This window comes from Flavobacterium nackdongense, from assembly GCF_004355225.1.
Lineage (GTDB): Bacteria > Bacteroidota > Bacteroidia > Flavobacteriales > Flavobacteriaceae > Flavobacterium > Flavobacterium nackdongense.
Genome location: NZ_CP037933.1, coordinates 1,824,855 through 1,846,985, shown reverse-complemented (window position 1 = coordinate 1,846,985; position 22,131 = coordinate 1,824,855). Strand labels below are relative to the sequence as shown.

Sequence of the window (22,131 nt, the reverse complement as noted above, 5' to 3'; positions counted from 1 at the left end):
CAAATTTCACTTAAATGTGTACCCCTTGAGTGTCATTTTACTACCTTTTTAGCGAAAAATGACCTTTTATTTCTGGTGTACCATTTCCTAAATTTAAGATATACCAATAATCGTCGGCGGGCAATGGAGCACCATTGTACATTCCGTTCCAATTTTTATTGATCGCGTTTAGCGTTGTTAGATACTTTCCAAAACGATCGAATACTTGGACTTCGGCCTGCGGGTATTTTGCCACGCCTTTTATTTCCCAAACATCATTATAAGAATCGCCGTTGGGTGTGAAAAATTTTGGAACTCCTACTAGTATAATTTCTTGATTCACGGTTCCACAGCCGTTTTTATCATTGACATAGACGATATGAACTCCAGCGGGAACATTAGTAAATACATTCGAATCTTGCCAAAAGCCATTGGGTTCATCTAAACTGTATTGGTAATCTCCTGGACCGGTTGCGGTGACGGTGACCGTATTGACATCGGTTAAATCTACAACATCCACAGTAAAATCGGCCACATTCGAAGCGGTGACGGTTATGGTTCGAATACTGCTACAACCTGAATTATTGGTCACTTCAACCGTGTAGATTCCCTCTTCGTTTACAGGCAGTGTGGGCGAATTAGTGCCAATAGATTTCCCATCTTTTTCCCATACATAATCATAATCAGTGGTCGGTGTGCCATCGGTTATTGCAGCATCAAGTGTTACAAAAAAAGTAGCAAGATTGGAACAAACCAATTCATTATCAGCGCCATCTAAATTCAAATCGATCTTGGGAGTCGGGTTGATTATAAAATTCAAAGTGGTGGTTGCGGTACAAATTAGGTTTAATGGATTTTCAACTTTAACCGTAACATTTTGTGTATTAGTTACAAATGGATTGGGCAAAGGACTAGGCAATAACACATTATTTTGGTCGTAATATTTGACCTGCATTCCCGTTTGACCTCCGAGAATAGTAGTTTCGAAGGTTGAGGTATCAAAAGCAAATTTTCCATCTTGATTGATAGGATCAGCTTCGTCATCGCAAGTAGTAGTTAAGCTTGAAGGAACCGTAAATGCAACAGGCGAATTATCGACTATAAAGGTAATGTCGGTTTCATCATAGCAGGCTTGAAGTGTAGCATTGGTTACGACCGCTTTGATGGTTTGCGACTTTGAAGCAAAACTGGATGGAAATGGACTTGTGATTAAAACTCCGTTGGCATCTTTTAGGGGATTGTTGGCTTGGTCAAAATAAGTTACGTTAACATTAGTTTGTCCTTTTAATAAATCCGATTCGAGTGAAGTCGTATCGAAAGGGAAAATGCCATCCGCATTATCGTCGCATTGCCTCGGAATGGGTACTGCATTGGCAAAAGGCAAGGCTTCGACATTTAAAGTTAAATAGGGGCCTAAACCGTAACAAGCATTGTCTAAATCGCTGTCGATGCGGATCCAAATGTCTTGCGAATTAGGATAACCAATGTTTCTGTAGTTGGAAATATCGGAAATCACATTCAATTCCGCCAAAGCATCCGCTTCGTTTTTATAGTAATTGATAGCATAAGTTTGATTAGTTGGGAGTAATGCTAAGATAGTTCCTTTAGTAGATGAAAAATCGAAAGTGGTTATTCCGTCACGTTTATTGTTGTTGATAGTATTGTTTCCATTGGCATCCAAAAAATCATCGCAAACGGGTGCAAATGGAATTTTATAAGTAGGCGGAATATTTGTGGCAGGTACTTTCAAAGTGATTTTGGCAACACTTGAACAGCCCGTAATTTTATTCGAAATTCTAGCCCAAACATCCATTAATGTTGGCGTTGTGTTTTCGAATGCCAACGGATTTACAATTAAATCAGCTGAAATAGCATTAGTGGCTCCGTTTAACGAACTGTAATACGTAAAAGTTTCATTGGCGAAATTGCTGGAAATGTCAGCATTTTTTACTGTTAAATTGAAGTATGTTTTTCCATCGACAACTAAATCGGTATCGCATTGAATTATAGTAACGTCATTTACGATGGGCAATGGGTGAACAACAAAATTCAAAGTGGTAGTGGCAAAACAACTCGGATTTATTGTGTTCTCTACTTTGACGGTTACAATTTGACTAGTTGTTAAAAAAGGATTGGGAAGAGGACTTGATAATGGGTTGCCATTTTTATCCAAATAACTCACTTTCATTCCGGTTTGTCCACCTAAAATAGTTGTTTCAATATTTGAAGTATTGAAAGGAAATTTTCCGTCTTGATTCGACGGCATGGGTTCGTCATCGCAAGCCGTTGTTACAGTTGCGGGAACAGCAAACGCTTCAGGCAAATCGTCTACAATAAATGGAATCGTTGTTTTGTTAGCGCATTTCAACGTATTATTTTCGGTAACCACCACTTTAATGGTTTGTGATGTAGTCGCGAAATTGGCAGGAAACGGACTAGTGATTAATTTTCCAGTAGCATCTTTTAAGGGATTGTCCAAGGAGTCGAAGTAGGTTACGGTAACATTGGTTAGCCCATTTAGCAAAGTAGATTCAAGAGTTGCTGTGTTGAAAACAAAAACTCCGTCTTGGTTATCGTCACATTGTCTTGGAATAGCAACAGGATTAATATTGGGCAACGGATTTACAGTTACAGTCATAGGAGTTCGTGCCGAACAGCCATTATCAACATAATAAGTGGTAGTAGCATTAAGTATAGGTGTTGTAAAACTGGTCCCCGTTTGTAGCAAAGTCCCCCCGGTTGCAGCATCATACCAATTTATTGTTCCCGATGTAGAACTGGCTTGTAGTGTCGTTTTTTCTCCAAAACAAATGGCACTTGGTGGAGTTATGGTCAGTTGAGACATTTTCATTGCCGTACTCGCCGAAATCTGAAGCACAGGATCGCCAGGCATACCACCATATTCTACTATGTAGCCTTTCGGTTGATAATCTCCATTTGGATCGCCAGTGATTGTCAAGTCATTCCAAGATCCAGTTATACCTACCCCTGGAGCAGTGATATGTGCATAATCTTCTTCACGGCCTAAATATTGGTTTGGTTCGTTTGTGTTCCATTTCGCGTAATTGGGCGTGGAACCATTGACTAATCCGTTCCAAAAAACGATTCCTGTTCCACTATTGGCTAAGCCTTCAGGTCCTGTGACCCATTTCCAAGTTCCTTCAATTTCTTGGTCGGTTCCGCCAATCCAGCCAGCTCCTGAGGCTTGTTCACCAGAAATTTGGGCTTCTTCTGCAGATAAAATAGTTGCTAAATAGCCTTTTAAACCGTAATAATTGAGGCCTTCCGCTGCCACTTTTGCACTGGTCCAAGTGATACCAATTAGTGGAACGTATTCATAGTAATGACCTGTAGAGGGCAAAAAATTGGCCGATCCAATTGTAATAGAAAAATTTCTATTGCCTGTTGGGCTTGGTGATGAATTGCTAAATTCAACATCTTTGATAGCCGAAACAAAGTCTGTGTAAAGTATTTTATTTCCTGTAGGGCTGTATAATTTTAGTTTTCCAGCTGTTGCATCCCAACTGCTTGTAATGTTTGAATGAACTGTTGGATTAGCCAGTGTTAATTGGTCTTGACCGTTGGCATAACCCGAAGAGATCTGAATGTAAATCGCGTCTGTGCTTGGCTCTGCAGGGTCGCTTGTTATGGAAATGGTTTCCACAATTTTTAAAGACGTTCCTGGGCAATAGGTTTGATTTCCTGTTGCTGTGATTACTGGGGGTGCGATTGGAGCAGCTGTTTTACTACAGTTTTCTGAGAAAGTGGCTGTGGCGTCTTTAAATGCCGACCAATTGGTGTCGGAAAATGTTTTGTTATCTACTTGTATGCAGTTTAGATTTGGGTTGTTTCCTCCCCGAAAATACAAAATACCATTACCACCGTTTTTTAAATTAAGGCTGGTTAACTGATTATTGTAACAATATAAAGTAGTTAAACCAAAATTTTTAGAAACATCTAAACTTTTTAAGTTATTATTGAAACAAGACAAGACAAATAAATTAGTGTTTTTTGTGAAATCTAAATTTGTTAATTGATTCTCAGAAAAATTCAAATAGTTTAATACCGAATTCTTAGAAACATCTAAACTCTTTAATTGATTAGAATCACAATATAGTTTATTCAAAACGGTATTATTAGAAACATCCAAACTCGTTAATTGATTAAAGGAGCAATTTAAATTAGTTAAAGCTGTGTTTTTAGAAGTGTCTAAAGTTGTCAGTAGATTATTTGAACAATCTAAATTAGATAATACGATATTTTTAGATAAATCGATACTAGTTAATTGATTCCATAGACAATTAAAATTTTTTAGATTTTGGAAATCTTCAATTCCTTTTAAATCAGTTATTGTTTTGTATGATACATTCAAATCTGTTACGCCACTCACATTTGCAGTAAGCACTTTCCCATCAATTGCCCCACTATCAATTCCTAAACCAATCAACGCCTTCTCAAAATTCGCATCAGGAATTAAAGTATATTGGGTATAACCCAAAAAATTAGAGAGTAGTACGACGAGAAAAAACAACTTTTTCATTATGTGTTTAGTTTCTTAAACGATGGTGTAAAAATAGTAAAGGATATGTGAATAATCAGATTTCGATTAGTTATTTTATGCGAAACTCCCCCGTCGGGGGTTGGGGGGCTTTCATTTTTTTAAACAAATCCCAAACGACTATTCCAGCACTTACGGAAATGTTTAAAGAATGTTTGGTGCCCAATTGTGGGATTTCGATACAACCATCACAAATAGCAACTGCATCTTGAGAAACTCCAAATACTTCGTTGCCAAAAACTAAAGCATACTTTTTGTCCTTTTCAACAGTAAAATCTTGAAGAAAAACAGCACTTTCTACTTGTTCGATTGCCAATACGGTGACTTTTTCGTCTTTCAATTTCTGGATCACTTCAAGCACATTGGTATGATGTTCCCAAGCTACAGTTTCGGTAGCGCCAAGTGCGGTTTTGTGTATTTCCTTGTTGGGAGGCGTAGCTGTTATGCCGCACAAATATATCTTTTCAACCAAGAAAGCATCAGCTGTTCTAAAAACGGAGCCAATATTATGCAAGCTGCGAATGTCATCCAGCACAAGGATAATTGGCGTCTTTTTGGATTGTTTAAAATCTTCAATTGATTTTCGGTCGAGTTCACTGTTTTCTAGTTTTCTCATTGTTTTGAACGGTATTAAATAAAAAAAAGCTTCCAAAATTAAGGAAGCTTTTTTAGAATAATAATTTAAAATTTAGCTTTTCGGAGCCTCAGCAGCAAGTACATTTCCTTTGATGGTCAAGACTTTCGAAGGGGTTCCTGCCGCATTTGAAGTGATTGTTACGGTTTTTGTGAATGGTTGTCCAGCTCTTGAAGTATCGTATTTTACGCCAATTACACCTTTCGCTCCAGGTGCGATCGGTTCTTTAGAATAAGAAGGAACAGTACAACCACAAGAACCAGCAGCATTGGTTATGATTAATGGTTTGTTGCCATTATTGGTGAAAACAAACTCTCTTTTGCCATCTGAATTCGCAGCAATCGTACCATAATCGATGGTTTCAGATACGAAAACCATTCCCGCACCTTCTACTTTAGGTAAGGCTGGTGCAGTTGTTTTTGCTGTCGCTTTTTTTACAGATTTGGTCGCTTTTGAAGTTTCTTGGGCATTAGAAAAAGTGAATGCCAACAGCGCTATTGAAAGAGCAATAATTTTTTTCATCGTTATTTTAATTTAAAATTGAGAGACAAATTTATAGAAAAAATCGAAAATTCAACTTAAAAATTGCTTAAATATGTTTTAAATTTATGGAGTGTTCGAAATTCGGCATAAAATATATAAATTCGCCTTCTATTAAATTTAAAATACAAATTTTGTCAGCAAAAGAAAAAGTGGTCAAGGAAACGCCTTTAATGAAGCAATACAACGAAATCAAAAGGAAATATCCGGATGCCTGTTTGTTGTTTAGAGTCGGAGACTTTTATGAAACCTTTGGCGAAGATGCCATTCGGGCCTCGAAAATTCTGGGGATTACATTGACCAAACGTGGCGCCGGCTCCGAAACCGAAACCGCTTTGGCGGGTTTTCCGCATCATTCCATTAATACCTACTTGCCAAAATTAGTCAAAGCGGGACTTCGTGTAGCGATTTGCGACCAACTCGAAGATCCAAAAATGACCAAAACCATCGTGAAACGTGGCGTTACAGAGCTTGTAACTCCGGGTGTTTCGATGAATGATGAGGTGCTGCAATCGAAGACCAACAATTTCTTGGCAGCCGTTTATTTTGCCAATAAATCCATCGGAATTTCGTTTTTAGATGTTTCTACTGGTGAATTTCTCACAGCGCAAGGCAATGCTGAATATATTGATAAATTGTTGCAGAATTTCAGTCCCAGTGAAGTTCTAGTACCTAAAAATAATAAAAATGATTTCCGGGAAACTTTCGGAGAGGATTATCATAGTTTTTATCTCGAAGATTGGATTTACAAAGAAGATTATGCTTTCGAGACTTTGACCAAACATTTTCAGACGGTTTCACTCAAAGGTTTTGGTGTCGAAGAATTGAAAGAAGGCATTATCGCTTCGGGAGCGATTTTATATTATTTATCCGAAACCCAACACAACAAAGTGCAACATATTACGGCGATTCAGCGCATTGCTGAAGACGCCTACGTTTGGATGGATCGATTTACGATTCGAAACCTTGAATTATATCACAGTTACAATCCCAATGCGGTGACGCTGCTGGATGTTATCGACAAAACGCTTTCGCCAATGGGTGGGCGTTTGCTCAAACGCTGGTTGGCTTTGCCTTTGAAAGATGCGAATAAAATACGAAGCCGCCATCAGGTTGTTTCCTATATGAAAGAAAATCAGGAAGTGTTGAAAAACATTCAAAAGCAAATCAAACAGATTTCGGATTTGGAACGTTTGATTTCTAAAATTGCCGCCGGCAAGGTTTCGCCACGTGAAGTTGTATATTTAAAAGAATCTTTAGATGCTATTATTCCAATAAAAACTTTGGCATTGGCTAGTCCGCAAGAAGCCGTGAAAGTCATTGGCGACAGCCTGCACAGCTGCGATTTACTGCGCGAAAAAATAAAAACGGTTCTCAATCAGGATGCGCCAGTGGCTGTAGCCAAAGGGAATGCAATTGCCAAAGGGGTTCACGCTGAATTGGATGAATTGCGTGCCATATCGACCTCGGGAAAAGAATTTTTGGAAGGAATTGAAAAACGAGAATCTGAACGAACTGGTATTTCATCCTTGAAAATTTCCTTCAATAATGTTTTTGGCTATTATATCGAAGTTCGAAACACGCATAAAGATAAAGTGCCCGCAGAATGGATTCGCAAACAAACTTTGGTCAGCGCTGAACGTTATATTACTGAGGAACTAAAAGAATACGAGACCAAAATTCTGGGTGCCGAAGAAAAAATTTATAAAATTGAAGTCGAATTATTCGAGCAATTAGTTTCTTGGATTGCCACTTATATCAAACCGGTTCAAATGAATGCCAATTTGGTGGCGCAACTCGATTGTTTGTGTTCGTTTACGCAATTGGCGATTGAAAACAAATACGTTTGTCCAGAGCTCGACGAAACATTCGAATTGGATATCAAAAACGGCAGGCATCCCGTTATCGAAAAACAACTGCCCGTTGGCGTGCCTTACATTGCCAATGATGTTTTCTTGGATAGAGAAACGCAGCAATTGATAATGATTACAGGGCCTAATATGTCGGGTAAATCGGCTATTTTGCGTCAAACGGCTTTAATTGTACTCTTGGCTCAAATGGGAAGTTTTGTGCCGGCAGAGCGTGTTCGAATGGGAATTATTGATAAAATATTTACTAGAGTAGGAGCAAGTGATAATATTTCGATGGGCGAATCTACTTTTATGGTCGAAATGAATGAAACTGCTTCTATCTTGAATAATATTTCCGATAGAAGTTTGGTGTTGTTGGACGAAATAGGACGCGGAACCAGCACTTACGATGGAATTTCCATCGCTTGGGCCATTGCCGAGTTTTTGCACGAACATCCTTCGCAACCCAAAACACTTTTTGCCACGCATTATCACGAGTTGAATGAAATGAGTGAATCCTTACCGAGAATACAGAATTACAATGTTTCGGTCAAAGAACTAAAAGACACCGTGCTTTTTATTCGAAAGTTAGTAAAAGGAGGAAGTGCGCACAGTTTTGGAATTCACGTAGCTAAAATGGCGGGAATGCCACAAATCGTGATTTTGAAAGCGCAAAAGTTGTTGAAGAAATTGGAGAAAGATCATTCCAGCGATGCCCTAAATGGAATCAAATCGGCTAAAGAAGATATGCAAATGAGTTTCTTCAATCTTGACGATCCTTTGTTGGAAGAAATCAAAGACGAGATTTTGAGTCTAGATATCAATAGCATTACCCCTATGGAAGCCTTGATGAAACTCAACGAAATCAAAAGAATGCTGACAAAAAAATAGTTTCTCATAGTTTAAAGATTAGGTTATCAGAAGATTATATTTTGTCTGTGTTTTTTTTGCAAAAAAGGCTTGTGTAATTGAATTAATGTCTTAAATTTGCATCCGCAATACGATTAAGTGTTGAGTTCTTTTACAGAATGAAAAATGCGAAAATAGCTCAGTTGGTAGAGCGCGACCTTGCCAAGGTCGAGGTCGCGGGTTCGAGCCCCGTTTTTCGCTCAAAACCATACGCTTAGTAGATGGTAGATTTAATTGATTTTCAATTAGATTTAAAATCAAAAAGTAAAATGCTCGGATGGTGCTGTATTTAATTAATTTTTTCTAAAAATTAGATATAACATCAAATTAGTAAAATGCTCGGATGGTGCTGTATTTAATTAATTTTTTCTAAAAATTAGATATAACATTAAATTAGTAAAATGCTCGGATGGTGCTGTATTTAATTAATTTTTTCTAAAAATTAGATATAACATCAAATTAGTAGAATGCTCGGATGGTGCTGTATTTAATTAATTTTTTCTAAAAATTAGATATAACATCGAAAAGTAATGCTCGGATGGTGAAATTGGTAGACACGCTGGACTTAAAATCCAGTGAACAGCAATGTTCGTGCGGGTTCAAGTCCCGCTCTGAGTACTTAGTTAAACCGCAAAGAATTAATTTTTAATTCTTTGCGGTTTTTTTTATTCCAAAATTTGCCGTCATTACTTCGTCATTTCCCTGAAAACCGCTTCCAGATTTTTATTTTTCTGATTCAATTGTAGAGTTTTCAAGGCATTGGCATTGGCAAAATCAAAAACGGCAGGACGCATATCTTTATCGGCATTGAAGGTCAATTCCCAAATAGTGTCTTGAGTGTTTTTATAAGTAGTAAGATTTTCGATTTTGGCAATCAATTGTTCCTCGACGGTTTTGTCAAATTCCACTTCGATGATTTGCTGTTTTTCCTCCGAAATTAAGTTGTCAAGTTTTTTGTCGGCTACAATTTTCCCTTGGTCAATAATAATGACACGGTCACAAATGGCTTCGACTTCCTGCATAATGTGTGTCGAAAGAAAAACAGTTTTGTCTTTGCCCACATTTTTTATCACATTACGAATTTCGACTAATTGGTTCGGGTCTAAACCTGTGGTTGGTTCGTCGAGAATCAAAACATCTGGATTGTGCAATAAAGCATTTGCCAATCCTACACGTTGGCGGTAGCCTTTGGACAATTGCCCTATTTTCTTGTGGCTTTCATTGGATAAACCCGTCAATTGAATTACTTCTTCAATTCTGGATTTGGCTACTTTATAAACATTGGCATTGAAGGCCAAATATTCTCTTACGTACAAATCCAAATACAGCGGATTGTGTTCCGGAAGGTAACCAATGGATTGTTGGACAGATTTGGATTGCGAATGGACATTAAATCCGTTTACAATCGCATCGCCCTCATCGGCAGCAATATAAGTGGTCAATATTTTCATTAAAGTCGATTTTCCGGCGCCATTGGGTCCCAAAAAGCCGACAATTTCTCCTTTTTTGACAGCAAAAGAAACGTTGTCCAAAGCTTTTTGAGCACCGTAACTTTTTGATATGTTATTTACTTCTATTGACATTTTTTTTTATTTGTAGCAAAAGTAAACAGAAAATAATGGAGTGCTAAATCAAATTATAGATTTTGTTGTCTTTCTTACAACTATTTTTTATTTAGATTAAAACTCGATAAAGCATCTTGAAATAATTTATAAGAAATATGGCATGGTTCTTGTTAAAATCATATTAAATTTTAAACAAAAAAAAATGAAAAAAACATTAGTAATTCTTGCATTGGCTATGTTTAGCTTTGCAAACGCTCAAAAAGGTACGTACTTAGTATCAGGGAATGTGAGTTTTTGGTCTAATAAAGACTCTAATCAAGCAAGTGAGTCCAAGTTTGATAACTTTAATTTTTCTCCAAAAGTAGGATATCAGTTCAAGGATAATTGGACAGTAGGGGTTGAAACTGGATTTTCATCTTCTAAAAACAAATACACTTATCAAGAAAATGAATCGAATAATCAGGAAAGAATAACTAAAAACTTTTCAGCAGGAGCTTTTGTCCGGTATTCAAAATCACTTAGCCAAATGTTTTTGTTATATGCTGATTTAGGTGCAGGTTACAAAAATCTTAAAGAAACCAACACTAATTCTTTTTCTTCAACAACTACATTTGATGGTTTTTATATGAGTTTTGCGCCAGGCTTGTTTCTAAATATTAAAAATAATTTTGGATTAAACTTCGGTATTGGAGGTTTGACATATTCAAATATTAAGAGTAATCAAAATAACGCAAGTGATAGTAATTTTTATTTCAATTTTGGACAATCATTTAACATAGGGATTTCTAAAAACTTCTAACAGATAAACTTGATAAAGGTTACAAAAGCATTCGTTTTTCACGGATGCTTTTTTATTTGGGAAAATTTCATTTAGATTTATATATTTACCTAAACTTTATGAATTATGGCAAAGCAAAATACCCCTTTGAGTATTTTTTTGAAGAATTACAGTGATATTTTATTGCTTTTGGGAGGGATTCTGGCAGGAAGCATTTTAGGATTGGTTTTCGGGAAAGGTGTAGAAGTGATAAAACCTTTGGGCGATATTTTTCTAAATATGTTATTCACCGCCATCATTCCATTGATTTTCTTTACCATTGCGACCTCAATTGCGACTTTAGAAAAAACAGAAAAATTGGGGAAATTATTTAGTATTATGTTAGCTGTTTTCTTGGGAACTGTAATTGTTTCTGCAGTGGTTATGATTCTCGGCGTTTTGCTGTTCCCGATTCATCAAGAGATTATCCTTTCGAAAGTACCATTAGAAACGATTCAAGAAAGCAATGTTGGAACCCAAATAACACAATTGCTTACCGTCAATGATTTTTCTGAATTGTTGACTCGGAAAAGTATGTTGGCGCTGATATTATTTTCTTTTTTAATAGGCTTTGCCACTTTGCGATCGGGTGAAAAAGGACAAACTTTCAAAAACTTCCTGAAGTCGGGCGATGAGGTGATGAAACAATTATTGCATTTGATTATGAAAACAGCTCCAATAGGATTAGGAGCTTATTTTGCTTATCAAGTTGGGATTTTTGGACCACAGTTATTTGGTACTTACGCCAAACCTTTAGGGCTTTATTATGCTGTTTGTGGTTTTTATTTTATTGTGTTTTTTAGTTTATATGCTTTTATGGCTGGAGGTAAAAAGGGACTAACCGTTTTTTGGAAAAACAATATCACACCTTCTTTGACCGCTCTGGGAACCTGTAGCAGCATTGCCACAATCCCGGCGAATCTAGAAGCTGCCGAAGAAATGAAAATTCCTAATCACATCAGTCATATTGTAATTCCGTTGGGTGCGCCTTTGCATAAAGATGGTTCTTCTACGGGCTCTATTATCAAAATTGCAATTCTTTTCGCTATGTTTGGCAAAGATTTTACAGAACCTAGTACTTTGCTTTTAGCCTTGGGAATTACGGTTATTGTTTCGGTGGTCGAAGGGGGAATTCCAAATGGAGGGTATATTGGGGAAGTTTTAACTATAACTGTTTATGGGTTACCAATGGAACAAGCCTTGCCGGCCGCAATGATAATAGGAACCTTGATTGATCCGATGGCAACTTTGTTGAATGCCAATGGCGACTTGGTAGCTACGATGTTGGTCGCTCGAATTTCTGAAGGGAAGAAATGGCTTTCTAAAAATTTAGTAGCATAACAAATAAAAAAGAAACAAACAATTCAAATTCAACTATGAAAAATTCATTTATTATTTCAGTTTTCTTATTTGGAATTTTAGTTCAAGGGCAAGAAAAACCGATGATCCAACAAGAGGAAATTGCTAGAATTGAAAGTGTCTTGGCCTCCGATAAAATGGAAGGAAGAGCTATTTTTACGCCGGGTATTGATTCGGCTTCCGTATTTATCGAAAATGAATTCAAAAAAATGAATCTTCCTTTTTTTAAGGAATTAAAAAACTACCGACAAGAATTTGTTGCTCAAGGCAAAGCCGCAAATAATGTGATTGGAATGCTCCCTGGTAAATCCAAACCCGATGAATACGTTATTTTTTCGGCGCATTATGATCATTTGGGAATGAAGAAAAATGGGGAAGACAAGGTCTTTAATGGGGCCAATGATGATGCTTCGGGAACTACGGCGGTAATTGCGTTGGCAAAGTATTTAAAAGAATTAAATCAAAATGAGCGGACCATTATTTTTGTAGCTTTTACAGGAGAGGAAGTAGGGGGATTTGGCTCGAAATATTTCTCTGAAAATATGGATGCTAAGAAAGTTGTGGCGATGTTTAATATTGAAATGATAGGAACAGACAGTAAATGGGGTAAAAATTCAGCTTACATAACGGGTTTCGAAAAATCTGATTTTGGCACTATTTTGCAACAAAATTTAAAGGGATCTAACTTTAATTTCTATCCAGACCCTTATCCAAAACAGCAACTTTTTTATCGTTCAGACAATGCGAGATTGGCAGCTTTAGGAGTACCTGCGCATACAATTTCTACCTCCAAAATGGATTCGGAACCCAATTATCACAAATTGAGCGATGAGGTTTCATCTTTAGATTTAGCGAATATGACCGAAATTATAAAATCAATTGCAATTAGCGCTCAAAGCATAATAAACGGACAAGATACTCCATCAAGGATAAAATAGGGAAGGGGCATTTGCGGTCAAAAAAGAATTTTTGATACAGAAAACGCTCGTGCTGAATTCTTAAAATGATAATTTGAGGCTTTTTTTTTAAACATTATACAACGAAAAACTAGTTTTATCGACAATTCTTTTTTTTGACTAACAAAACCAACTTTTTTTTTGGGTTAATTAAATAAAATTTATAAATTCGCAGAGGATTTTTAAAAAAATCGAGATTTTATGTCAACTAACCGTTTTTATTTTAGCAATACTTACTATTTCTTCTTTAGGAAGTAAGGATTGTCTATGGTTATTTGAAAGATTATAAAAACAAATAAAACTAATATACAATCCTGATGAAAATCAGGATTTTTTTTTGAATTATTATGAGTACAATAATTGCGATACAGGGTATAAAAGGTTCTTTCCACCATCAGGTGGCACAAGAATATTTTGGCAATGAAGTTGAGGTGGATGAATGTTTGTCATTCGACAAATTAATTGACAGTGTATTGTCTGGTAAATCGGATCAAGCGGTTATGGCGATTGAAAATTCTATTGCAGGACCAATTATCCCCAATTATGCCTTAATTGACAAAAACAATTTGCACATTATTGGAGAACATTATTTGGATATTCATCAAAATTTAATGGGGTTGAAAGGTCAGAAAATCAAAGATATTTTAGAAGTGCATTCGCATCCGATGGCGTTGTTGCAATGTATGGAATTCTTAAAAAAATACCCAAAAATTAAATTAGTCGAGGACAAAGATACTGCTGAAACAGCGCGTAGAATTCAAAAAAAACAACTTTCAGGAATAGCTGCGATAGCCAGCAAAACGGCAGCCGAAATGTATGATTTAGAAATTATAGCCCCTGAAATTCAAACGATTAATAATAATATGACTCGTTTTGTTATTATCAAAAAGGAGAATTCATTTGTGCCAAAGGACGAAATTAATCGCGCTTCCATCAAATTCGAATTGGATCACAAGAGAGGTAGTTTGGCAGCAGTTTTGAATGTAATGAGTGATTGCAAACTGAATCTAACCAAAATTCAATCTTTGCCAAAAATTGAAACCCCTTGGAAATATTCCTTTTTTGTGGATGTGACTTTCGATAAATATGAAGATTACGCCAAAGCAAAATCATTGATGGAAATTATGGCAGAATATTTCAAAGTATTAGGAGAATATAAAAATACAAAACCAAGCCCCCTAGCCCCCGAAGGGGGAATTATGGAGCAATAAAATAGTTAATTTTTGATTTAAAAAACGACAAATTGAAAGATTTACAAAAAAGCATTATTTCAGAAAATGCGACTGTCACGGCTCCCTACCCTTCGGGGAGGGTTGGGGTGGGGCTCGCAAAACGTTTAGATATAGTTGAAGAATACTATTTCTCATCAAAATTGAGAGAAGTGAGACAATTGGCTTCCGAAGGGAAACCCATTATCAATATGGGAATTGGTAGCCCAGATTTGAGACCGTCACAAGCGGTTATTGATGCCGTAACATTGGCAATGCAAGAAGAAAATGCGCATCAATATCAAAGTTACCAAGGATTGCCGGAATTGAGAACTGGAATGGCTGATTTTTATCAGAACAATTATGGAGTTGCCTTAAATTCTAATACGGAAATTTTGCCTTTGATGGGTTCCAAAGAAGGAATTATGCACATTTCATTGGCATTTTTGAACGAAGGAGATCAGGTTTTAATTCCAAATCCAGGATATCCGACTTATTCTTCGGTGACTAATTTGGTTGGTGCAGTTCCAGTTTATTATGATTTAACAGAAGCAAACAATTGGGAACCTGATTTCGATGCTTTAGAAAAGTTAGATTTATCGAAAGTGAAAATAATGTGGTTGGGTTATCCGCATATGCCAACAGGAGCAAGAGGAAGTCTAGAATTGTTCGAAAAATTAGTGGCTTTCGCCAAAAAGCACAACCTATTATTGATTAACGACAATCCGTATAGCTTTGTTTTGAATGACAAACCGATGAGTTTGTTACAAGTCAAAGGTGCAAAAGAAGTTGCTTTGGAATTAAATTCCTTGTCAAAAACCTTCAATATGGCAGGTTGGCGCGTGGGAATGGTTTTAGGAAATGCTGCTTGTATTGATGCGGTTTTGAAAGTAAAAAGCAATATGGACAGCGGAATGTTCTTCGGAATTCAAAAAGGAGCGATTGAAGCTTTGAAAAGTGATCCATCTTGGTTCGATTCGATGAATGCCGTTTATAAAAAAAGGAGACTTTTAACAGAGCAATTGGCCGAGAAGCTAGGTTGTGAAGTGTATAAGGAAGGTGTTGGATTGTTTGTTTGGGCAAAATTGCCAGCAGGAATCTCATCATCAGAAGATTTTATTGATAAAATATTATACGAAAAATCAATTTTCATTACGCCGGGAACCATTTTTGGGTCAAATGGTGAAGGGTATATCCGATTTGCACTTTGTGTAAAAGAGGAAAAAATACAAGAAGCAATAGATAGATTTTAACAAATGAAAGTACACGTAATAGGAATAGGATTAATTGGCGGTTCGATGGTTTTGGACATCAAATCACTACATCCGGATGCGACTATTTATGGAATTGACACTAACGAAAGTCATTTGGCAGAAGCCATTACTCTTGGAGTGATTGATAAAGTAGGAACATTTGATGATTTGGCGGAAGCCGATTTTGTAATTGTTTCAGTTCCTGTGGATGTTGCCTTGACTCTTATGCCAAAAGTCTTGGATGCTATTGGTGACAATACGATAGTTTTTGAAGTGGGTTCTACCAAAATACCAATATGTGAAGCGGTGGCAAATCATCAGAGGAGAAGAAATTTTATTGCCACGCATCCCATTGCGGGAACGGAATTTTCGGGACCTTCGGCGGCTATAAAAAACTTGTTTCAAGGGAAAACCAACATCATTTGTGAAGTCGAGAAAACGACATTCAAATTACAGGAAAAAGCCTTGGATTTGTTCCGAAGTTTGGGAATGAGAATTCGCTATATGGATCCAAAATCGCACGACAAGCACATTGCTTATGTATCGCATTTGTCGCACATTAGTTCGTTTATGCTAGGAAAAACGGTAATTAATAAGGAGAAAGACGAACAAGATATTTTTGATATGGCGGGTTCTGGTTTTGAAAGTACAGTGCGTTTGGCCAAAAGTTCACCAGCGATGTGGACGCCGATTTTCAAGCAAAACAAAAAGCAAGTGGTAAAATCATTGGAAGAATACATTTCCAATTTAACACTTTTCAAAGAATTATTGGCGAATGACGATTTCGATGCCATTTTCAATGAAATGCAAAGTGTGAATAAAATCAAAGAGATATTAAACGGAATGAAAAAGTAGTCAGTTTGCAGATGGCAGTTTGCAGCAAAAAAGAACAATAAACAACGAACAATAAACCACAAATAAAAAATAAGATGGAAAACAAGAAAGAAATGAGAAATTGGTTGAACGAATTCAATTTGACTCATCCATTTGTAATTGCAGGACCTTGTAGTGCTGAAACAGAAGAACAAGTTTTGAAAATTGCTCACGCTCTGAAAGATTCAGATGTAAGTGTTTTTAGAGCAGGAATTTGGAAACCAAGAACGCGTCCGGGAGGATTTGAAGGTGTGGGCGAAATTGGATTGAAATGGTTGAAAAAAGCAAAAGCCGAAACTGGAATGCTAATGGGAACCGAGGTTGCCACAGCGGCACATTGTAAATTAGCTTTAGAAAATGATATCGATGTTTTATGGGTTGGTGCTCGTACCACTGCAAATCCGTTTGCGGTTCAAGAAATTGCCGACACATTGGCTGGAACGAATAAAATCGTTTTGATTAAAAACCCAGTAAATCCAGATATGGCTTTGTGGTTGGGTGGTGTAGAACGTTTGTATGCTGCTGGAATCAAAAATTTGGGAGTTATTCACAGAGGTTTTTCTACTTACGAAAAAACAAAATACAGAAACATTCCTGAATGGCAAATTGCTATCGAATTGCAAAACAAATTTCCTGATTTACCATTAATTATCGATCCATCTCACATCACAGGAAACCGCGATATGATTCTTGAAGTGACCCAAGAAGCTTTGGATTTGAATTACGACGGTATGATTATCGAAACGCACAATGATCCTGAAAATGCTTGGTCTGATGCTGCTCAACAAGTGACTCCAGATGCTTTGAAACAAATTTTCAAAGATTTAAAAATCAGAAAATTAAGTGGTGATAGTGATTTCGAAAATAAAATGACAAAATTAAGAGCCAATATCGATGTGTTGGACGCCAATTTATTGGAACTTTTAGGAAAACGTATGAAAGTAGCGGACGAGATTGGTCAAGCCAAAAAAGAGAACAATGTAGCGGTTTTGCAAAACAATCGTTGGAATGAAATTCAAGCCAAAATGGTTGCCGAAGGCGCTAAAAAGGGATTGACGGAAGAGTTTATTATAAAATTATTCAGAGGAATTCACCAAGAAAGTATTGAACACCAAGAGAAAATATTGAATTCTTGAGTAGAATACAATCAATAAAATTTTTATTAAATACTGTTATTTAATTGTAGGATTTTTTATATTATTGCAAAATAATATATAACCTAATAAATTAAAACAAATGAAAAAAATTATTTTAGTAGTAGCAATGCTAATTTCTGGCTCCATGGTAAATGCGCAAGTTGATGTTATCAGCAAACACAACGGAGAAGTTGTTAAGGGAAAAGTGGTAAAACTCGAGGAGTTTACGATTATTTTCAAATATGACGGGGAAGATGCAGAAAATACTATCAGTAAATATGCAGTTGAAAAAATTGTTTATGGAAAATCAGGAAGAGTCGAAGAAGTGACTGAAAAAATTGTTGTTTCTAATGAAGATGACTGGGAAAAAGTAATAATCTTAGAGGATAAAGCATACATATCGGGTCTTAAGAAAGTATTGGAAGTACGAGGAAAAACAGGTTTGATCAATTATCATACCGGAAATACAGGTGACATTAAGGCTGAAATGAAATTAAAAAAAGCAGCTGCCGTTTTAGGCTGTCCGTTTGTATTAATGACTTCTGACAAAGCTACAACCGGTAACAATTCTAATCAATTGGGAGGCACGCAAGCTATCAAAACAGGTATTGGATATAAATACTAGATTTTCGGTTTCGAAAAATTGAAGGAGACCACTTTTTTAGTGGTCTTTTTCTTTTAGAAAAGGGTTTCAATGTCATTTGAAAGGTATGTAGAAGAATTTATTATAAAATTATTCAGAGGAATTCACCAAGAAAGTATTGAACACCAAGAGAAAATATTGAATTCTTAATTCGTGTTTTTATTAAAATTGAAGCCCCATGCTTTTTAAAAAGTATGGGGTTTTTGTTTAGCGGAATCGAAAAACTTCAAACTTTAAACTTTAAACGAAAAACAATCATTTATCTTTGCAAAGTCTGGGTTTTAAATCTAAAATCTGAATTCGTAAATCGTGAATCAAAATATGACAGGAACCGTTTATAAATCTACAGGAAGTTGGTACACCGTAAAATCCGATCAAGGCGATTTTATCGAATGTCGTATGAAAGGGAAATTCCGCATCAAAGGCATCAAAAGCACCAACCCCATTGCAGTGGGCGATATCGTAGATTATGAACTCGAAGAAACTTCGGATGCTGTTACGGGAACTATTCACAAAATTCACGACAGAAAGAATTATATCGTTCGAAAGTCGGTAAATCTTTCGCATCAAATGCACATTATTGCGTCGAATATTGACCGTGTTTTTCTTTTGGTCACTATCAATAATCCACCAACAACCTTCAATTTCATCGACCGATTCTTAGTTACCGCTGAAGCATATGGAATTGAAACCATATTGGTTTTCAATAAAATTGACACTTTCGACGAGGCGACTTTGGATGAACAATTGTATATGCAACATGTTTATCAAGAAATTGGATACCAATGTTTGCGAGTTTCTGCTACTGAAAATAAAGGAGTCGAGGAATTAAAACAATTGATGATTGGCAAAGTGACGATGTTTTCGGGGCATTCAGGAGTTGGAAAATCGACTTTGGTCAATGCTTTGGAACCGACTTTAAATCTAAAAACTAAAACCATATCCGAAGCTAGCAAGCAAGGACAGCACACGACGACTTTTGCCGAAATGTATGATTTGTCTTTTGGTGCTCGAATAATTGACACACCAGGAATCAAGGGATTTGGGATTGTCGATATGGAAAAGGAAGAAATAAGCGGCTATTTTCCAGAGTTTTTCAAGTTGAAAGACCAATGCAAATTCAATAATTGTTTGCACAAAGAAGAACCGCATTGTGCCATAAAGAAAGCTTTGGAAAAAGACGAAATAGCTTGGTCACGCTACAATAGTTACCTGAAAATCCTCGAAGGCGATGACGAAAATTACCGAACCGATTCCTTCGATGAAGATCGAAAAGCAAGCGATGAAACCAGGAAATAAGCCCCTAACCCCCAAAGGGGGAATCCTAGTAGTGCTCTAAAAATGATTTTTAAATACTTGTAAGGTGTAAAAAGATGAATTGTCAAAAAATAATTTTTAACTTCAAATTCCCCCTTTGGGGGTTAGGGGGGCTATGAAAACCGTAATCCAAAGAGTTTCCTCCGCTTCGGTAACTGTCGATGCTACAATCGTAGCCGAAATCCAAAAAGGATTATTGGTTTTAATTGGAATTGAAGATGCCGATAATCAAGAAGATATTGTTTGGCTTTGCCAAAAAATAGCCAATCTCCGCATTTTTGGGGACGAAAATGAGGTAATGAACTTATCTGTAAAAGATGTTGATGGCGGAGTAATCGTTGTTTCGCAATTTACTCTTCAGGCATCGACCAAAAAAGGCAATCGCCCTTCTTATATTAAAGCGGCAAAACCCGAAATTGCCATTCCACTATATGAGCAATTTGCGCAACGAATTGAAATTGAATTAGGTAAGAAAGTACAGACGGGCATTTTTGGAGCCGATATGAAAGTGGCTTTGGTCAATGATGGTCCGGTGACAATTTTAATTGATTCTAAATTTAGAAATTAACTTTTTTTTATTCCGAATTTTTTTTAATTTCGGTTTAAAATTGCCCCCAAATGAAATTTAAGTTAGCTTACCTTGTTTTTTGGCTTTCAGCCACGCACTTTTACGCACAAAAATCCGAATACACTACTTTGTTAATTCCCGACAGCTTAAAGCAAAACGCCAATGCAGTCGTACGTTTAGACCAAACCGATATTCTTATTTCCTCTCAACGAAATATGAATGTCAAACAAAAACGAATAGTTACTGTTCTTAACGAAAAAGGACAAGGCGCGGTAGATGCCTATGAAAATTACGATAAGAGAACAACAGTTGAAAATATTCAAGCGACTGTTTTTGATAGTTTTGGAAACGAAATTAAGAAAATAAAAAGAAAAGATTTCAAAGACCAAATTGCGGTCGATGGTGGCACACTTTTTTCGGATGGTCGCATTCTTTATTTGGATTATACACCAATTCTGTATCCCTATACTGTGGTTTATGAATCGGAAGTTGAAACTTCGACGACCGCCTTTGTTCCGCAATGGTTTCCTCTAACAGATTATCTTTTAAGTGTCGAGAAAAGTGTCTTGAATGTAACTTATCCTGAAAATCTTGGTTTCAGAAAGAAGGAAATGAATTTTTCCAACTTCAAAATAGTTAAAAATGTCGATACATCCACGCAACTTTCATACACGGCTACCCATATTTTAGCGCAGAAATACGAGGATTATAGCCCAAATGTAAGTCAGATTTTTCCAAGAGTAATGTTGGGATTGGAATATTTTAATCTTGAAGGAGTGGATGGAAATGCAAAGACTTGGAAAGAATTTGGCAAATGGTGGTCGGAAAAAATCTTAGTTGGAACCGACGAATTGCCGGACGAAACTAGGTCAAAAATGAAGGCTTTGGTTGGTGATGAAAAGGATCCCATTAAGAAAGCCAAAATAATTTACAAATATGTTCAACAGAAATCGCGCTATGTCAGTATTCAAGAAGGAATTGGAGGATGGAAACCTATGCTTGTCAAAGATGTAGACCGTCTGGGATATGGCGATTGCAAAGCTTTGTCTAATTACACTAAATCACTTTTGAATGCTGTAGATGTTCCGTCTTTTTACACTAAATTATATGGTAGCAGAGACAAACAAAATATTGAATCTGATTTTGTTTCACAGCAAGGGAACCATATTATTTTGACGATTCCAAATGGGGATAATTACGTTTTTTTAGAGTGTACCAGTCAGGATGATCCTTTTGGGTATCAAGCAAACTTCACCGATGACAGAGATGTTTTAGTGATAAAACCTGAGGGAGGAGAAATCATTAGAACCAAAACATACGAAAACAAAGATAATGCTCAAATCAGCAAAGGCAGCTATTTTTTATCGGAAACGGGCAATTTTTCAGGAAAAATTGAAATAGTTTCGGAGGGTTCTCAATATGGTCAGAAATTCCGTTTGGAAACGACACCACCCACCGAAAGGGAAAAACATTATAAAGATTATTGGGATAATTTCAATAATTTGAAAATTGATAAGACTGCTTTTTTAAATGATAAAGAAAAAGTCATGTTTACAGAAAAGGTCGAAATTAGTGCGGAACATTATGGTACTTTTTCTAATAATAAACTAATTTTTGTTTTAGATGCCTTCAACCAAACTTCAGGGGGCGTCAAAAGAATTCGAAACCGAAAAACCCCGTTCGAAATATCAAGAGGTTATTATGACAATGATGAAGTTGCCGTGACCTTGCCCGCGGGATTTTCTGTTGAAGCAATGCCTGCAGCTTTTGAATTGAACAGCAAATTTGGTGAATACAAAACCGAAATCATTAAAAAAGACAACAGCAATTTGATTTACAAACGGGCTATTCTGATTAAAAAAGGAGTGTACAAAAACACCGAATACGATGAATATCGTCTATTTATGGAGCAAATTACAAAAAACGATAACGCAAAAGTCATTTTAACAAAAAACCAATAAATCTC

16 protein-coding genes and 2 tRNA genes are annotated in these 22,131 nt (G+C 36.4%); 14 read left to right on the top strand and 4 right to left on the bottom strand.

All coding sequences use genetic code 11. From position 1 onward, the window contains the following. Positions 1-40: 40 nt before the first annotated feature. The 3 genes from E1750_RS07840 to E1750_RS07830 all read right to left on the bottom strand — a co-directional run bounded on the left by E1750_RS07840 (position 41) and on the right by E1750_RS07830 (position 5,693). Positions 41-4,519, bottom strand: a complete 4,479-nt coding sequence (locus E1750_RS07840; RefSeq protein WP_133276239.1) for a T9SS type B sorting domain-containing protein — start codon at positions 4,517-4,519, stop codon at positions 41-43. 70 nt (positions 4,520-4,589) lie between these two features. Further along, complete coding sequence (locus E1750_RS07835) at positions 4,590-5,153, bottom strand: RNA methyltransferase (protein WP_133276238.1); 564 nt, start codon at positions 5,151-5,153, stop codon at positions 4,590-4,592. A gap of 72 nt (positions 5,154-5,225) precedes the next feature. Then, a complete protein-coding gene (locus tag E1750_RS07830; RefSeq protein WP_133276237.1) occupies positions 5,226-5,693 on the bottom strand; it encodes a DUF1573 domain-containing protein in 468 nt (155 codons plus the stop codon). A 152-nt stretch (positions 5,694-5,845) separates the two neighbouring features. Here E1750_RS07830 and mutS point away from each other — a divergent pair, with 152 nt between their 5' ends. The 3 genes from mutS to E1750_RS07815 all read left to right on the top strand — a co-directional run bounded on the left by mutS (position 5,846) and on the right by E1750_RS07815 (position 9,088). Then, complete coding sequence (gene mutS / locus E1750_RS07825) at positions 5,846-8,452, top strand: DNA mismatch repair protein MutS (protein WP_133276236.1); 2,607 nt, start codon at positions 5,846-5,848, stop codon at positions 8,450-8,452. 146 nt (positions 8,453-8,598) lie between these two features. Next, positions 8,599-8,671 (top strand) — tRNA-Gly (locus E1750_RS07820). Positions 8,672-9,002: 331 nt separating this feature from the next. Further along, positions 9,003-9,088, top strand: a tRNA-Leu gene (locus E1750_RS07815). A 68-nt stretch (positions 9,089-9,156) separates the two neighbouring features. Here the strand turns inward: E1750_RS07815 and gldA are convergent. Next, complete coding sequence (gldA, locus tag E1750_RS07810; RefSeq protein ID WP_133276235.1) at positions 9,157-10,053, bottom strand: gliding motility-associated ABC transporter ATP-binding subunit GldA; 897 nt, start codon at positions 10,051-10,053, stop codon at positions 9,157-9,159. A 184-nt stretch (positions 10,054-10,237) separates the two neighbouring features. Between gldA and E1750_RS07805 the strand changes: the two genes are divergently transcribed. From E1750_RS07805 to E1750_RS07755, 11 genes are all read left to right on the top strand, one after another. Continuing rightward, positions 10,238-10,834 carry an outer membrane beta-barrel protein gene (locus E1750_RS07805; RefSeq protein WP_133276234.1) on the top strand — a complete coding sequence of 199 codons (597 nt, stop codon included), beginning with the start codon at positions 10,238-10,240 and terminating at the stop codon, positions 10,832-10,834. A 105-nt stretch (positions 10,835-10,939) separates the two neighbouring features. Further along, entirely contained in the window at positions 10,940-12,193 is a 1,254-nt protein-coding gene (locus tag E1750_RS07800) for a dicarboxylate/amino acid:cation symporter (RefSeq protein ID WP_133276233.1), read from the top strand. Positions 12,194-12,228: 35 nt separating this feature from the next. Further along, the gene (locus tag E1750_RS07795; RefSeq protein WP_133276232.1) at positions 12,229-13,149 is read left to right on the top strand and encodes a M28 family metallopeptidase; all 921 of its coding nucleotides are present in this window, start codon (positions 12,229-12,231) and stop codon (positions 13,147-13,149) included. A 365-nt stretch (positions 13,150-13,514) separates the two neighbouring features. Continuing rightward, positions 13,515-14,378 carry a prephenate dehydratase gene (locus E1750_RS07790; protein WP_133276231.1) on the top strand — a complete coding sequence of 288 codons (864 nt, stop codon included), beginning with the start codon at positions 13,515-13,517 and terminating at the stop codon, positions 14,376-14,378. A gap of 107 nt (positions 14,379-14,485) precedes the next feature. Next, complete coding sequence (locus tag E1750_RS07785) at positions 14,486-15,628, top strand: pyridoxal phosphate-dependent aminotransferase (RefSeq protein ID WP_133278102.1); 1,143 nt, start codon at positions 14,486-14,488, stop codon at positions 15,626-15,628. A gap of 3 nt (positions 15,629-15,631) precedes the next feature. Then, positions 15,632-16,483: a prephenate dehydrogenase gene (locus tag E1750_RS07780; protein ID WP_133276230.1), complete on the top strand. Its 852-nt coding sequence runs from the start codon at positions 15,632-15,634 to the stop codon at positions 16,481-16,483. Positions 16,484-16,557: 74 nt separating this feature from the next. Further along, positions 16,558-17,637, top strand: a complete 1,080-nt coding sequence (locus E1750_RS07775; RefSeq protein WP_133276229.1) for a bifunctional 3-deoxy-7-phosphoheptulonate synthase/chorismate mutase type II — start codon at positions 16,558-16,560, stop codon at positions 17,635-17,637. A 100-nt stretch (positions 17,638-17,737) separates the two neighbouring features. Continuing rightward, positions 17,738-18,262, top strand: a complete 525-nt coding sequence (locus E1750_RS07770; RefSeq protein WP_133276228.1) for a hypothetical protein — start codon at positions 17,738-17,740, stop codon at positions 18,260-18,262. Positions 18,263-18,601: 339 nt separating this feature from the next. Beyond that, positions 18,602-19,579, top strand: coding sequence for a ribosome small subunit-dependent GTPase A (rsgA, locus tag E1750_RS07765; protein WP_133276227.1), 978 nt, complete (start codon positions 18,602-18,604; stop codon positions 19,577-19,579). Between the two features lie 133 nt (positions 19,580-19,712). Next, positions 19,713-20,165, top strand: coding sequence for a D-aminoacyl-tRNA deacylase (gene dtd, locus E1750_RS07760; protein ID WP_133276226.1), 453 nt, complete (start codon positions 19,713-19,715; stop codon positions 20,163-20,165). 50 nt (positions 20,166-20,215) lie between these two features. Further along, on the top strand, positions 20,216-22,126 hold the full coding sequence (locus E1750_RS07755) for a DUF3857 domain-containing protein (RefSeq protein WP_133276225.1): 1,911 nt from the start codon (positions 20,216-20,218) through the stop codon (positions 22,124-22,126). Positions 22,127-22,131 lie beyond the last annotated feature (5 nt).